Annotated in this window: 9 protein-coding genes and 1 tRNA gene; 4 read left to right on the forward strand and 6 right to left on the reverse strand. The window is 68.5% G+C overall.

The window, feature by feature from the left end; all coding sequences use genetic code 11:
- Positions 1 to 99: 99 nt before the first annotated feature.
- Positions 100 to 567, forward strand: a complete 468-nt coding sequence (locus QQS41_RS06635; RefSeq protein ID WP_448851848.1) for a Rieske (2Fe-2S) protein — start codon at positions 100 to 102, stop codon at positions 565 to 567.
- A 380-nt stretch (positions 568 to 947) separates the two neighbouring features.
- Here QQS41_RS06635 and QQS41_RS06640 read toward each other — a convergent pair whose 3' ends face one another.
- Positions 948 to 2,561 carry an alpha/beta fold hydrolase gene (locus QQS41_RS06640; protein ID WP_448851849.1) on the reverse strand — a complete coding sequence of 538 codons (1,614 nt, stop codon included), beginning with the start codon at positions 2,559 to 2,561 and terminating at the stop codon, positions 948 to 950.
- 197 nt (positions 2,562 to 2,758) lie between these two features.
- Positions 2,759 to 4,024 (reverse strand): cystathionine gamma-synthase, encoded by a 1,266-nt coding sequence (locus QQS41_RS06645; RefSeq protein ID WP_448851850.1) that lies wholly within the window; start codon positions 4,022 to 4,024, stop codon positions 2,759 to 2,761.
- A gap of 340 nt (positions 4,025 to 4,364) precedes the next feature.
- Here QQS41_RS06645 and QQS41_RS06650 point away from each other — a divergent pair, with 340 nt between their 5' ends.
- Complete coding sequence (locus QQS41_RS06650; protein WP_448851851.1) at positions 4,365 to 5,270, forward strand: SDR family oxidoreductase; 906 nt, start codon at positions 4,365 to 4,367, stop codon at positions 5,268 to 5,270.
- A gap of 190 nt (positions 5,271 to 5,460) precedes the next feature.
- On the opposite strand, the gene QQS41_RS06655 is transcribed toward QQS41_RS06650, so the two are convergent.
- Together QQS41_RS06655 and QQS41_RS06660 are read right to left on the reverse strand one after the other, a co-directional pair.
- Positions 5,461 to 6,972 carry an acetyl-CoA hydrolase/transferase family protein gene (locus QQS41_RS06655; RefSeq protein WP_448851997.1) on the reverse strand — a complete coding sequence of 504 codons (1,512 nt, stop codon included), beginning with the start codon at positions 6,970 to 6,972 and terminating at the stop codon, positions 5,461 to 5,463.
- Between the two features lie 341 nt (positions 6,973 to 7,313).
- Positions 7,314 to 7,925, reverse strand: coding sequence for a hypothetical protein (locus QQS41_RS06660; RefSeq protein ID WP_448851852.1), 612 nt, complete (start codon positions 7,923 to 7,925; stop codon positions 7,314 to 7,316).
- A gap of 533 nt (positions 7,926 to 8,458) precedes the next feature.
- Between QQS41_RS06660 and QQS41_RS06665 the strand changes: the two genes are divergently transcribed.
- Positions 8,459 to 8,740 carry a hypothetical protein gene (locus QQS41_RS06665; RefSeq protein WP_448851853.1) on the forward strand — a complete coding sequence of 94 codons (282 nt, stop codon included), beginning with the start codon at positions 8,459 to 8,461 and terminating at the stop codon, positions 8,738 to 8,740.
- Positions 8,741 to 8,918: 178 nt separating this feature from the next.
- Here the strand turns inward: QQS41_RS06665 and QQS41_RS06670 are convergent, their stop codons facing one another.
- Together QQS41_RS06670 and QQS41_RS06675 are read right to left on the reverse strand one after the other, a co-directional pair.
- The gene (locus QQS41_RS06670; protein ID WP_448851854.1) at positions 8,919 to 12,311 is read right to left on the reverse strand and encodes a type ISP restriction/modification enzyme; all 3,393 of its coding nucleotides are present in this window, start codon (positions 12,309 to 12,311) and stop codon (positions 8,919 to 8,921) included.
- A 191-nt stretch (positions 12,312 to 12,502) separates the two neighbouring features.
- Positions 12,503 to 12,585 (reverse strand) — tRNA-Leu (locus QQS41_RS06675).
- Positions 12,586 to 12,835: 250 nt separating this feature from the next.
- Between QQS41_RS06675 and QQS41_RS06680 the strand changes: the two genes are divergently transcribed.
- Entirely contained in the window at positions 12,836 to 13,969 is a 1,134-nt protein-coding gene (locus QQS41_RS06680) for a DUF3662 and FHA domain-containing protein (RefSeq protein WP_448851855.1), read from the forward strand.
- Positions 13,970 to 14,028 lie beyond the last annotated feature (59 nt).

A 14,028-nucleotide genomic window follows, 5' to 3' on the forward strand; every position in this document is an offset into this window, starting at 1 on the left:
CCGCCGCCCGCGGATCCCGGCCGCTCCGCCGGTCCCGGATCACGCGGCCAGGGTCGCCTGACCAGGGCCGCGCGTGACGACGGGACTACCCTCGGGGGCATGACCTCCCCCACCCCGAACACCGCCCCGGCCGCGGCCCACGGCCGGGCATCCGCCCGCCCGGCCGGCTCCGCCTCCGGCGTCGGCCGCGTCGTCTGCTCCCGCCGCCGCATGCTCCTGGGCACCGCGGCCACCGCGGCCGGCGCCCTGCTCGCCGCCTGCGCCCCGAAGGAGACCGTCGAGCGCGTCGCCGCCGCCGACGTCCCCCTGGGATCGGGCCTGGTCGTCGGCGAGTACGTCGTCACGCACCCCGCGGAGGGCAAGTACCACGCGTTCTCGTCGCGCTGCCCGCACCAGGGCGGGCGCATCAGCCAGTTCGCCGACGGCGCGATGGTGTGCCCGGACCACGACTCGCACTTCGACCTGTCGACGGGCGAGGTGATCTCCGGCCCGTCGCGCAATCCGGCGTCGCCGGCCCCGTTGGCCGCCGAGGGCGGCGACACCCTCGTCGTCGGCTCCGGGGGATAGCGCGGAGACGGTCCCCGCCCGGCCACGCGCCCGACTGCCCGCCCCAACCGGGGACCTCCTTGGCCCCCGCACCCGCCCCATCCGCAGGCCGTCACGCCAAACCTGGACGTGGTTCGCCCCCGTACCCATCCGACCTGGACGTAGTTGGCCCGACCTGGACCTACTTGCATGTACGTCCAGGTTCGGCGAAGTACGTCCGGGTTCGCGCGCCGGCCGTGCGAAGTACGTCCACCTCGGCCGGCCCCTCCCCGCCCCATATGGTCAGACCCACTTTCGGCCGTTCCGACCCTGTTCTAACTGGGTCGAAACGGCCGAAAGTGGGTCTGGACGGACGGCGGCCCGGCTGGAAGTGGGTCGAGACGACCGCCCCGCCCCGCGCGCTACCCGCCCAGGTAGTGCGCCGCGACGAGCTCGTCGACGCCCTCGCGCTCGTTGCCCGCGACGAGGACGCCGTGGTTGTGGCCCTCGTACTCGTGCAGGTCGCCGCCCATCGTCGCCTGCAGCGCCCGGCCGCCGACGCCCGTCGTCGCGGAGTCGTTGGTGAAGTGCAGCAGCAGCGGCTCGACGTCCAGCTCCGCGCCGGTCAGGTCGATGGCCGCGCCCTGGCCGGGCCAGCCGGCGCACAGCTGGCCGGACTTCAGCAGGTCGGCGTTGACGCGGAACATGTCGCCGCCGGTGAACTGGTCAACGGTGCCGCGCGGGATGCGCGTGGGGTCGGCCGCGTTCCGGTTGTCGTTGCAGATGATCGCCCGCTCCACCGTCTGCATGGCGGTCATCTGGGCCAGGACGTCCTCCTGCGTGACGCCCTCCGGCAGCTGCGGGTTCGTCGCCGACTCGGGGGCGCCGTCGCGGATCGTCTCCGCCACCAGGGGCCACTGCCCCTCGGAGTACATGGCGTCGAAGGTCAGGGTCATCGTCGGCGACATCATCGCGACCTTGCCGGTCAGCGCCGCCGCCGCGGACTTGCCGCGCCACACGACGGGCGCGATGCGGTCGACCAGCGGCAGGATCTCGTCGGCGTTGCCCTGCACGGCGCCGGGCAGGTCGCCGACCTGCGCCGGCGGCGGGTACGCCTGGCCCGGCGCGCCCGCCTCCGCGTTCACCCGGTCGCTCCACGCGCGGTACACCTGCAGGGGCGTGGTGCCGAGGCCGTAGACGTCGTCACGCTCCGCGATCCACGCGAACATCGCCTCCAGCGACGCGCGGCGCCAGGGCTCGCGGGCGGCGCCGATGTCGAAGTAGCGCTGCGCCGGGTCGAGGCCCGAGTCCAGCACCAGGCCGGAGACGCGCTGCGGAAACAGCGTCGCGTAGGTCGACATGAGGTCGGTGCCGTAGGACAGGCCGTAGAGGCCGATGCGCTCGTCGCCCAGGCGTTCGCGGACGACGTCGAGGTCGCGGGCCGTGTTCGGCGTCGTCACGGTCGCGGCGTAGCCGAGCTGGTTGCCCTCGCAGGCGGCGTACATGAGGCCGACCTGGCCGGCGAGGACGCCGGTGTTCGGCAGGTCCGCGACGTTGCAGTTCAGCGGGGTGCCCCAGGTCAGGCCGCGGGGCTCGACGGCGATGAGGTCGTAGTGCTCCCGCACGGCGTCGGGCATCTCGACCATGCCGGGGGCGAACATGCCCAGGGCGTCGCCGCCGGGGCCGCCGGGGTTGCCGGCGATGGCGCCCCACCGTTCGCCGGTCGCGGGGACGCGGCTGACGGTGAGGGTGATGGTCTCCCCGTCCGGGTCGGCGTGGTCGCGGGGGACCTCGACGTCGGCGCAGACGGTGCCCGGGCCGGTGAGCGCCGCGGGCGGGCAGTCGCCCCAGTTCAGGGCCTTGTCGACGGCCGCCGCGTCGGCGTTGGCGGCCGCGGGGCCGGCGGCGGGCCCCGCCGAGGCCGCGGGTGCGCCGAGGGTCGTCGCCGCGAGCATCGCCGCGGCCAGCGCGCCGGCCGCGCGGGCGGTCCCCCCTCCGCCGGATCGTCGTGTGCGCCTGCCGGTCGCCGTGGTCACGCGGCCGCCCCTTTCCGTGGTCGTCTGGTGCGTCGCCCGCGGGCCCGGCGTCGTCGACGTCCGTCGTCCGCGGTTCCGTCAGGCCACCCTAGCCGACCGGACGGTCCACCGCCGGGCGGGGCCGGAGCCGGGCGCGCGGCCCGGGCACGTCCGGCGCACGTCCGGCCCCGGGCGCGCCCGCGACGCCCCGCGCTCCCCTACTTCCCCGCGATGTCCAGCGCGCGGTCGAGGTCGGCGAGCAGGTCCTCGACGTCCTCGATGCCGACGCTGATGCGCACCAGGTCGGCGGGCACCTCGACCTGCGTGCCGGTGTTGGCCAGGTGGGTCATGGCGGCGGGGACCTCGATGAGGGACTCGACGCCGCCGAGGGACTCCGCGAGCGTGAACTCGCGCGTCGACAGGCACAGCGTCTTCGCGGCCTCCGGGCCGCCGGCGAGGCGGGCGCTGACCATGCCGCCGAAGCCGCGCATCTGGCGGGCGGCGACGTCGTGGTTCCGGTGGGTCTCCAGGCCCGGGTAGAGGACCTCGGCGATGGCGGGGTGCTCCTGCAGGTGCTTCGCGACGGCGGCCGCGTTGGCGCAGTGGCGGTCCATCCGGACGCCGAGGGTCTTGACGCCGCGGGCGGCGAGGTAGGAGTCGAACGGGCTGGCGGCGGCGCCGGCGCCGGTGCGCAGGCCGTCGACGCCGCGGTCGATCTCCTCGTCGGCGGTGACGACGGCGCCGCCGATGACGTCGGAGTGGCCGCCGAGGTACTTCGTCGTGGAGTGGACGACGACGTCGGCGCCGAGCTCCAGCGGGCGCTGGAGGTAGGGCGACGCGAAGGTGTTGTCGACGGCCAGCAGGGCGCCGGCGGCGTGGACGGCATCGGCGACGGCGGCGATGTCGGCGATGGTCAGCAGCGGGTTCGTCGGCGTCTCGATCCACACGAGCTTCGTGGTCGGGCGGATCGCCGCGGCGACGGCGTCGGCGTCGGCGATGTCGGCGACGGACCACTCGATGCCCCACTGCGCGAAGGTCGAGGAGACGAGGCGGTAGGTGCCGCCGTAGACGTCGTCGGGCAGGACGATGTGGTCGCCGGGCCGCAGCACGGCGCGCAGCAGCGCGTCGGTGGCGGCCATGCCGGAGGCGAAGACGCGGCAGTACGGGATGGCGTCGAGGGCGGCGCCCTCCATCTCCGCGATGACGGCCTCGAGGGCGGCGACGGTGGGGTTGGCGCAGCGGGAGTACTCGAAGCCGCCGCGCAGGTCGCCCAGACCGTTCTGGACGAACGTCGACGACATGCAGATGGGCGCGTTGATGGCGCCGACGTGGTCGTCGGGCTCGTAGCCGGCGCGGACGGCGGCGGTGCCGGGACGGCGGTCGGGGCGCGGGGCGCCGCCGATGTTGGTGCTGGCGGCGCCGCTGTTGACGGTCCTCGCGCCGACGTCGCCGATGGGTGCGCCGTGGTGGTCGTGGTCGGTCATGGGGGCGCGCCTCTCCGTGTCGTGGCCGGTTCGCCGGCGGGTCCGTGTCGTGCGCGGCGGGTGCCGCGTTCCCGGACAATAGTGCATTACAGACCAAGCGGTCTACAAATCCCGGAATCGCGTGACGACGGCTCCCGCGCCACCCGGATCCACCCGCCCCGCCGCCGGTCCGGCGCGGCCCGCGGCGGGGCCGCCGCAGGTTCCCTCGAGCTCCCGATCCGGCCGCCCGGCGCGCTCCCCGCAAACCCCCGCGGGCCCCGGACCCGCCGAAACGCGGCGAAGCCGGAATAGTTCCATTAGCATTCCGAACACGCATTGATTCCCAGGAGAAAGGTCGGCGATGTCCATCCTCCCGTTCCGCACCCGCGTCACCCACGGGCCGTCGCTGCCGGCGGCGAGCGCCCTGCCCGGCATCACCACCGGCCGCGCCCTGGTCACCGGCGCGTCCTCCGGCATCGGCCGCGCGACCGCGGAGGCGCTGCGCGACGCGGGCTACGAGGTGTTCGGCACCTCCCGCCGCGGCGCCGACGCCCCGGCCCCGGAGGGCGTGACCATGCTGCCGCTCGACCTCGGCGACCCGGCCTCGGTCGAGGCGCTGGTGGCGTCCTTCTCCCCCGGCGGCGACTTCGCCCGGCGCGACTCCGGCCCGCTGATGGAGGTCGTCGTCTGCAACGCCGGCGAGTCCCAGTCCGGCGCCTTCGAGGAGCTGCCGCGCGAGGACCTCGAGCGCCTCTTCCAGGTCAACGTGCTGGGCCACGTCGACCTCGTCCAGCGGCTGCTGCCGTCGATGCGCCGCGCCGGCACCGGCCGCGTCGTGGTCGTCGGCTCCATGCTCGGTTCCCTGCCGCTGGCCTACCGCTCCTCCTACGTCGCGACGAAGGCCGCGCTGTCCGGCTTCGCCCGCGCCCTGCGCGGCGAGGTCGCCCGCTTCGGCATCGGCGTCACCGTCGTCGAGCCCGGCTCCATCAACACCGGCCTGTCCGAGCGCCGCACCCGCCTCGGCGGCGGCGAGGGCTCCCCGTACCGCACCGACGTCCACCGGATGCTGGAGAAGCTCGACGCCAACGAGGCCTCCGGCATCTCCGCCGAGGAGGTCGCCGCCGTCATCGTCGACGAGATCCTGTCCGACCGGCCCGCCGCCTACCGCGCCCGCGGCTCCCGCGCCGGCGTCGTCGTCCCGCTGACCCGCATCCTGCCGGAGCAGCTGCGCCTGGAGCTGCTCAAGCGCGTCCACGGCCTGAGCTAGGGCGGCGCCGCGGGGCGGAACCCGTCGTCACGCGGACGACGGCGACCCGCCGCACGCGCCGCACCGGCGCGCGGACTCCGCGCATCCCGGCGACCCGGCACGACCCCGCCCGCGCACGCGAACCGGCCCCGGTGTTCCACGTGGAACACCGGGGCCGGAGCCGATCCCGGCGGGGCCGGGGGCGGGTGCGCTACTGCGCGCCCTTCATGGAGCCGTGCTCGATCATGTTCTGGTGGAAGCTGAACGCCGTGGCCAGATCATGCGGGGTCTGGTGGAACGGCGTCGCCTTCAGCGCGCGCTCGTAGTACTCCTCCAGCAGGTTCTGGTAGTCCGGGTGCGCGATGGCGATCATCTTCTTCACGCGATCGCGCGGGGCCAGGCCGCGGAGGTCGGCGAAGCCGCGCTCCGTGATGACGACCATCGCGTCGTGCTCCGTGTGGTCGATGTGCGACGCGAACGGGACGATGGCCGAGATGGCGCCGTCCTTCGCCACCGACGGGGAGATGAAGGACGAGACGAAGCCGTTGCGGGTGAAGTCGCCGGAACCGCCGATGCCGTTCATCATGCGGGTGCCGTTGACGTGCGTGGAGTTGATGTTGCCGTAGATGTCCGCCTCGATCATGCCGTTGGTGGCGATGAGGCCCGTGCGGCGGATGACCTCCGGGTGGTTCGAGATCTGCAGCGGGCGGGTGATGATGTAGTCGCGGTAGCGCGAGGCCTCCTTGTTCATCTTCTCCGCGTACTCCGGGGACAGGGAGAAGGAGGTGGCGGACGCGACGGTCATCTTGCCGGCGTCGATCAGGTCGACCATGCCGTCCTGGATGACCTCGGTGTAGGCCTGGATGTTCTCGAACTTGGAGTCCAGCAGGCCCGCCATCACGGCGTTCGGGACGTTGCCGACGCCGGACTGCATGACGTAGCGGTCGTAGGCCAGGCGGCCCGCGGCGACCTCGCCCTCCAGGAAGTCCAGGAAGTGGCCGGCGATCTGCTTCGACGTGTCGTCGATCGGCTTGAACGGGGAGTTGCGGTCCGGGGCGTCCGTCTCGACGATGGCGACGACCTTGTCGGAGTTGATGTCGATGTAGGTCGTGCCGATGCGGTCGCCGGCGTTGTTGATCGGGATCGCGGTGCGGTTCGGCAGCGGCTGGATGCGGTAGATGTCCGCCATGCCCTCCAGGTCGAGGGACTGCCAGGAGTTGACCTCGATGATGATCTTCTCGGCCGCGTCCAGGTACTCGACGTTGTTGCCGACGCCGGAGGACGGGACGATGTGGCCCTCCTCCGTGATGCGGGTCGCCTCGACGATGGCGAAGTCCAGCTTGCCGAAGAAGCCCTCCTGCACCTGCTTGCCCGAGTGGGACAGGTGGATGTCCTGGTACTTCATGTCGCCGGCGTTGATCTTGTTCCGCATGATCGGATCCGACTGATACGGCATGCGGTAGTTGATCGCGTCCGCCTCGGCCATCACGCCGTCGCAGTCCGGGGCGGTGGAGGCGCCGGTGTAGACGTCGACCGCGAACTCGTCGCCGCGGGCGTGGGCGGCCTTCGCCTTCTCCGCGATGGCCGTCGGCATCGCCTTCGGGTAGGCGGCGCCGGTGAAGCCGGACATGCCGATCTTCGCGCCGTTCTGGATGAACTCGGCGGCCTCGTCGGCGGACATGATCTTGCCGCGCAGGGCGGCGTGGGCGATGCGCTCGGACATGTGGGTCCTCGTCTCCTCGATCGTCATGGGTTGAGCGGGGTGCACGTCAACGATATCGATCACCGGTTAACCGTGTTCCCGCGCAACATGTTTGCTTTCCGTTCCGAAGGGTACAGTGACCCGCGCCACTTCCGCCATGACCCCTCCCCCCGGACGCGCACGCGGGGAAGACGAAAAAGACCGGGGCCGGAAACCCTGTCGGATTTCCGGCCCCGGCCGTATCTGTGAGGGGTTTACGAATGCAGGTCAGGTGCGGCGCAGAGAGCACGACTCCCGTGGGTTAGTTCCAAAACTCCCGTTACTTTGCCATGCACCACCCATAACCCCTTCCTCAACTCAGGTTATGACTCCGTTTCACTCGCCGCGTCCGCTACCTGCTGTCTGAGGATGCTGATGTAGTCAGGGCGCAGCACCTTGTTACACCGAGGGCGCTTTCCAGCCTGAATTTCCTCGACGAATGTGGCGAGGAGGGATGGATTGCGTCCCGACCATCCATGCGCCAACGCCCACCCCTGGATGGCTTCACCGTCCATGGGGATTCCAGCATCGCGGAGTGCGAGAAGAACACTCACAACCTGGTCCTTCTCCCAGCCCACAGAAATGGTGTTGTTGTGGTTGACCGTCTTCGTCAGGCTCTTCAACGCTTCGACGACGATGGGATCAAGCTCTGGCGTGAGGCTGTCCCAATCCGTGCCGTCTCCAAGGATTTCGGGGTTCATCTGGGCTACCCACGGCCGAATCTTGTCTTCATCCCACGCAAGCACGCAGAGCCCCCGTATGCGACTCTCACCGAATCGGACAAGTTCTCCGATGTCGTCCATATCCGGCCAGGCCATAAGCACCGGCCCCGTGCTCCTGACCCCCGTTCCACCACGACCCACGATGTGCTCTACACCCGGGTACTGGCTCACGAGTTCTTCGAGGGCCTCGCAGTTTCCGAGGCTGCGCTTCAAAGGCGTCCATACCGAAAGGGCGTCCCCCCTCCTCCATTCGTTCAGCGCACCAAAGTATGGCCTGAGCAATTCCCTCGTCGTCGTAGCTCGCCACAGCTGTCGGATAGTTGACGCTTTTATCAAACATGTGTTCCCCCGCTAAATTCAAGTTCGCATGCGGGTCTTGATCGCCGGGAGCCACGCCTCGGCCCGTCGATCAGCACATCTCCAAGTGGGCCACTGGACACACCCGCAGTGACACTGCGCAGCGCTTACCCTGATGGCATGACCGCGCCTCCCGAGGCATCTGCATAGAGTCCGCTCGCCCTCTGGACAGGCATGAGCAGCCTATCTTGCGCCTTGGACTCGCCCCGTTCCTCAGCCGAAGTAAGCGTACAAACGTTCCAATTTGGGCTATGACGAGACAGGTGTTCCCAGTCTCCAGCATCCCTTCCGCTCTACTTCGCAGGTCACATCGCCGCAGATCGGACCAGTGGCCGGCAATCGAGCCAGCTTCGGCCAGAGTTCGGCCCAGAAGCCGTACCATCAAAGCCATGAACACGTCGAACAGCCAAGCGATGATCCGCTCGGCGGATCGTGCGGCGCTCGTCGATATAATCGCCGCCATCCGCGCCGCCTCACCACTGACCCAGCCCGCCCGCGCCGAGATTCTGCGCACCGAGGGCGTATCGGCGCTGACGACTGCGGTTTTCGATGACACCCTGTTCGACCCTCACTTGGAGCGGTCCCGCGCAGAAGCCGCAGCCGACCTCAATGACTGGGTTGCCGCCGGGGGCTGCCCGATTCCAGTGCTGCACGAAGTCCCAGGTCACTGAGACTTACAGCGATGATCAGCTGCGGATGATGCAGCCCCCGCACGGCGGGGCGCTTCCGACGTCCTCATTTTAGTGGACTCCAGTGGACTACATAAGGGGAATTTCACCCACGGGATTCGCCGTGCGCAGCCATCACATGGTGAATTCTCGGCCAGTGAAAGCCATGATCGAAGGCCTATTACGCCATCTTGGTTTGTCCGCGTGAGGCTTTCGGGGGTGCCTTGACCTCATTCGCCGGCGGCGGGCCCATGCACTCCACCGCGACCAGGTCACCGGTGACGACGCGATCGAGAAGCCGCGCACCGTCGGTTTCGGCGGCGAGGAAGAACTCAACCTGCCACAAAAGCTCCAGCAGTTCGCGGTCGAACTCCCAGCTTTCTGCCTGAATCTGATCCAACGGAGACGACGACTTACCCGCCGGCGTCTTCATCCGGTACCCCAACCACGATGCCACCACGTTCATCCCGGACACGTTGTAGGCCATCACCTCCGGGGCGACACTGGAGATGATGCCGCTGCCACCGATGTGCAGCGCGTGGGCTTCGGCGTCGTAGGCCCACTCGTCGGGGTACTCGCCGGTCGATGTCGGCTGATTGACGCGTGCTCGTCCCCGGAATCGCTGGCCGACGGGCTGACCGAACTCGTTCAACTCGCCGAAGCGCTCACCCCACGTCTGCTCGAAGACAAGGCGTCTGCCAAAGTCCCGCACCTCCTGAAAAAGTGCAAAATCGCTGGTAAACGGGACACGGGCGGGCGACTCGGCAAGTTCATCGGCGAACTTGGCCGTATAGGCCCCCGTACCAAGCAGCCCGAACACATACGATGCGACGTCCTCGGCCCCCACCGACCGCCCGTAGGTCTCGGCAAGAGCGCAGAGGAGAACTGAGGAGACGTTCGGTGCATCTGAACCGTCGGTCCGATACAGAGGATGGACGCTCTTCGCCCCAAAAGAACCCCGGAAGAAATGAAGATCGGGAACATAGGGGCTGACGGTCAATGCCGGTCCCGCGCTCATGCTGGTGGACGTGAGGGTCGCAAAATAGACCTGACGGTCGCTAAACGCATCCCACAGTTGCGGGCGGGGGCGATCGCAGAGCCTGCTGTCAGGGAAAGCGTACTGCCTGTCGAAACTTCGATAGCCGTACGGCACTGGCTCGACAGCAGAGATATTCTCGGCAAGCGCTGGCAGGGATGTTACCCGGACCAAATGAAGACCAGGGTTGCTGAGCTTCTTCTGGCCGGTCTCGCGGAAGTTTGCTCTACGACTGGGTTCATCGGCCTCCAGTTCACTCCAACGGCGCTCCAAAGCAGCCTTGCTGGTACCAATCGGCCACTTGCGTTTGAACTGAACTCCCGAGTGGGACCACGGGAATACCCAGTCCAGCGGCGCGAACGCAGTCATCGACGCCGCCGTATCCGGCACGAACTTCCCATGCCAGTCATCGGACTCCAGTCGCACCCAATCGGAGTCATCCTTCGGCTCGGTGACCGCAGACAACGCGGCGAGCTTTTCCTCCCGGGTGCCCTCCACGCGCAGATAGTGGACAGCCGCCTTCGACCTGATGCGATCACTGTGCTTCTTCACCGACCCCGTGCGCGTCTTCTCCCACTGAATCCCGAAAAAGATCGCCACCGGGGTCTGGATCGCGAAGACGTTCTCCTCCTTCCTCGCCCCGCGCCCCTCCCCACCGAGGTCGACGATCCACAGTTCATCGAACATGCGGCGCATGTACTCCCGCATGCCGGCGAACCCCGGTCCACGAAGGTACGACGACGAGGTGATAAACGAGACGACACCGGCTTCATCCCGGTGTTGTTCACATGCCTTCCAGATCGCCCAGCGAATGAAGTAAACGTAGCTGTTGTACAGGTTCTTTGCCTGCCCACCCGCGCCGATCGCTCTGAGTGGCTTGATGAAGTCGTCGAGCAGCGGAGCGCGGCGGTTGACCTCTTCGAGAATGACGTTGGGAAACCGCTCCGAGCCGACACCGAGGGTCTTTTGGCGCGAACCGCGATCGTATGGCGGGTTACCAAGGATCACCCGGATTTGCGTATCAGCCTTCTTCACCAGGCCCGCCCTGCGGGTTTCCTCGTTGAGGTTCTGCTCGATCTCCCAGAGGGATATCTGCTGGTTGGCGCCTGCGATGTCACCTGCGTCGGTGAGGGTGTTCGTCAAGAACACCTGAACTCCGTCGGTGCCCAACTCCGCGCCGGTTTGCTCCAACATCTGCGTCAACCGCAAATGGGCGACCGAATACGGCCCAACCAGGAGCTCGAACGCGAACATCCGCCGTGCCAGGCTCCTGGCGTCATCGACCGGGACCGGGGAATCCCGCAGAACATGTTCGGCCACGGCCAGCGGGTACGCACCCGTGCCGACCGCCGGATCGAGGAGCTGAATGTCATCGGCACCGAGCCCGCGTTGACGGCCAAAACGGGTTCGCAGGATTTCGTCAAGCAACCTCACCTGGAAGCGGACGACTTCCACCGGCGTGTAGTAGACACCGGCGTCGTTGCGCATCTTGGGGTCATAGGTGGCGAGGAAATCCTCGTAGAAGTACAGCCAGGGGTCCGACTTCGCGGCGAGCTTGTCGGGGTCGACGGCGCCGATAGTCGTCTCGAGAAGCCCCACCGGCCCCTCGACTGGCTCGCGGTAAGACTTCTGCGACATCATTTCCAGCACTGAGCCGATGAGCTTGTGCCCGTTTTTCAGCAGAGCGTTTGTCACAGCGGACGCCGTGAATTCATCGGCGGGCCGGTCGGACTCGATGCGGGCGAGAAGGAGGGCGTAGGTGAAGGTTTGGGCGAAACTGTCCGCGAAGTCCTTCACGGTTGCCCCCGGAATGAGGATTTCCTGCCACCGGTTGTAAAGACTGGGCAGGCCGGTCTTGCTTTCGGGCGTCGTTTCGAGGGCGTCGAGAACAGTGTCGCGCAGAAACGCCGTCAGCGGGGCCAACTGGTCGGCCAGAACCTTCGGAGTCGAAGGTGCCAATGGTTTCCACGACACGAACTGGGAAAACAGGTCCTCCATCTGGGCCACTTGGTCGGCCAACGCGGCCCCCGTCGCATCCGGGTTTAGAACCACGTGTGCCAATGGAGCTCCGGCGCCGGTGCGCAACAGCGTCCACTCCCAGCCGTTGGTGTAGATCAGGTTTGGGTGGTTGGACAGCTTTTCCCACTGGGCTCGGTCATGTTTGGACCAGCCAGCTTTGCGGTAGGGATTGGCGCTCTTTCCCGGTGCCTTCAATTCGACGTGGCCCAGAAGCTGGCCGCGGCCGCCCTTGACGGCCATGTCCAACCTCACGCCTTCGACGACGTCCCCGGAAACCTGACGGTGCTCCATCATCACGGTGATCTTGCGACTGAAGGCACGCGCAGCTTGGTTGAGGAACGTGCTGACGGGCACTTTCAGCTGGTCTTCTGGGTTGGATCGCTTGTCCGCGGCGAGTTGCTTGTCGACATCGGCAAGGCCCGTCATGAGCAATTCCAGCGACTCGCCGAACGCCATTTTCACAGACTCAGGCTCTGACATGAGGACCACTCCCACCGGATGTACATCGATCAGCTCCATTGTGCCTGGTCGATTGCTCCGAGGCTGCGACTGCGAGGTGGGTCGCCCGGCAGTTTGCGGGACTGGAGTTCGTAAGTCCCAAAACACGTCGGCCGACGACGAGCACACCTTCAGACACGAAAAAACCGGAGGTCACGAACCCTTTTCGAGTTCGTAACCTCCGGCCTTGCAGTTCATAGAACCGCTCTCTGTGGGCGAAGGGGGACTTGAACCCCCACGTCCCGAAGGACACTGGCACCTGAAGCCAGCGCGTCTGCCATTCCGCCACTCGCCCGTGGGGACTCGCATACATTAACACGTTGCTCGTCATCACCGTCAAATCGCCTGGTCAACCCGAGGATCGGCACGTCGCAAAGCACCGCGTCAACCACCCGCGCACCGCATCCCCGAGCACGACGCGCGCCGCGCGCCCGCGGAAGGCGTGCGGAGCCCCGTCGACCCGCATTTATACTGGGGCGCGCACGCCGGACGCGGGCCCACCGCCGTCCGATCCGACGAGAACGAACGACAGGGTGGATCAGGACATGGACTTCCTCGGACGCATCCGCAAGCTGGACAGCTCGCTGCAGCGCGGGCTGGACAACGGCTTCGCCCGCGTCTTCGGGGGCATGGTCGTCCCCAACGAGCTGGAGGAGTGCCTCAAGCAGGAGATCGACGACTTCCTCATGCAGGACGTCGACGGCCGCTCCCTCGCGCCGAACGACTTCCGCATCGGCGTCAGCCGCAAGGACTTCGCCAACCTCCGCGAGACCGAGCCCAACCTGCCCCACGAGCTCGCCAACCGCATGAGCCGCTACTGCCGCAACAACGGCTGGTCGCTCTCCGGCGCCGTGTCCGTGCGCCTCGAGCTCGTCGAGTCCCTGCACACCGGGCAGCTGAAGACCGCGTCCTCCTTCGTCGAGGGCTTCCGCGACCTCTCCGGCTTCGTCGGCGAGGGCGAGGGCGACGGCCGCGACGGCCGCTCCCCCGTCACCCCGGCCGGCGGGAACCCGGTGACGGGCCCGGATTCGGGTTCCGGCGCGGATTCGGGCTCGGGCGCGGGCGCCGGCTCCGGTGACGCGCGCGGCACGCAGTCCGTCGAGGTCGAGCCGCCGGCCGACGACCCCGCCTCCGGGTGGGGCTCCGGCGACGGGTCGGGCTCGGGCTCCGATTCGGGCTGGGGCTCGGGCAACGGCTTCGGCTCCGGCTTCGGCGCGGGAGCCGCCGCGGGCGCGGGCGCGGCCGGTGCGGCCGCCTCCGGGTTCGGCGCCCCCTCCGCGGAGTACGGCGACGAGCGGGACGGCGCCGCCGACGGCTCCCCCTCCCCCGACGCCCCGACCGAGCTGGCGCCCCAGTCCTCCCCGACCCCGCAGCGCATCGACCCCGAGCCCTCGGCGTCGGCGCGGCTGCTGCTGCAGGACGGCTCCAGCCGCACGTTCGACATCCGCCCCGGCTCGAACATCATCGGCCGCGGCACCGCCTCCGACTTCCGCCTGCCGGACACCGGCGTCTCCCGCCAGCACGCGGAGATCACGTGGGACGGCCGCGAGGCGACGCTGACGGACCTGCGGTCGACGAACGGCACCCTCGTCAACGACACCCCCGTGGAGAGCTGGCTGCTCGCCGACGGCGACGTCATCTCCATGGGCCACTCCGTCATGGAGTTCCGCCAGGGCTGATCCGCCCGGCGCGGGGCGTCGCGCGCGGCCGTTCCATCGGGCCGACGGGTCACGGACCC

This window comes from Corynebacterium sp. 335C (genome assembly GCF_053525695.1).

Excerpts from the sequence above, each read along its gene's own strand:
- QQS41_RS06670 (WP_448851854.1), bottom strand. The coding sequence starts at position 12,311 with ATGGAGCTGATCGATGTACATCCGGTGGGAGTGGTCCTCATGTCAGAG.
- QQS41_RS06650 (WP_448851851.1), top strand. The coding sequence starts at position 4,365 with ATGTCCATCCTCCCGTTCCGCACCCGCGTCACCCACGGGCCGTCGCTG.
- QQS41_RS06680 (WP_448851855.1), top strand. The coding sequence starts at position 12,836 with ATGGACTTCCTCGGACGCATCCGCAAGCTGGACAGCTCGCTGCAGCGC.
- QQS41_RS06665 (WP_448851853.1), top strand. The coding sequence starts at position 8,459 with ATGAACACGTCGAACAGCCAAGCGATGATCCGCTCGGCGGATCGTGCG.
- QQS41_RS06655 (WP_448851997.1), bottom strand. The coding sequence starts at position 6,972 with ATGTCCGAGCGCATCGCCCACGCCGCCCTGCGCGGCAAGATCATGTCC.
- QQS41_RS06645 (WP_448851850.1), bottom strand. The coding sequence starts at position 4,024 with ATGACCGACCACGACCACCACGGCGCACCCATCGGCGACGTCGGCGCG.
- QQS41_RS06635 (WP_448851848.1), top strand. The coding sequence starts at position 100 with ATGACCTCCCCCACCCCGAACACCGCCCCGGCCGCGGCCCACGGCCGG.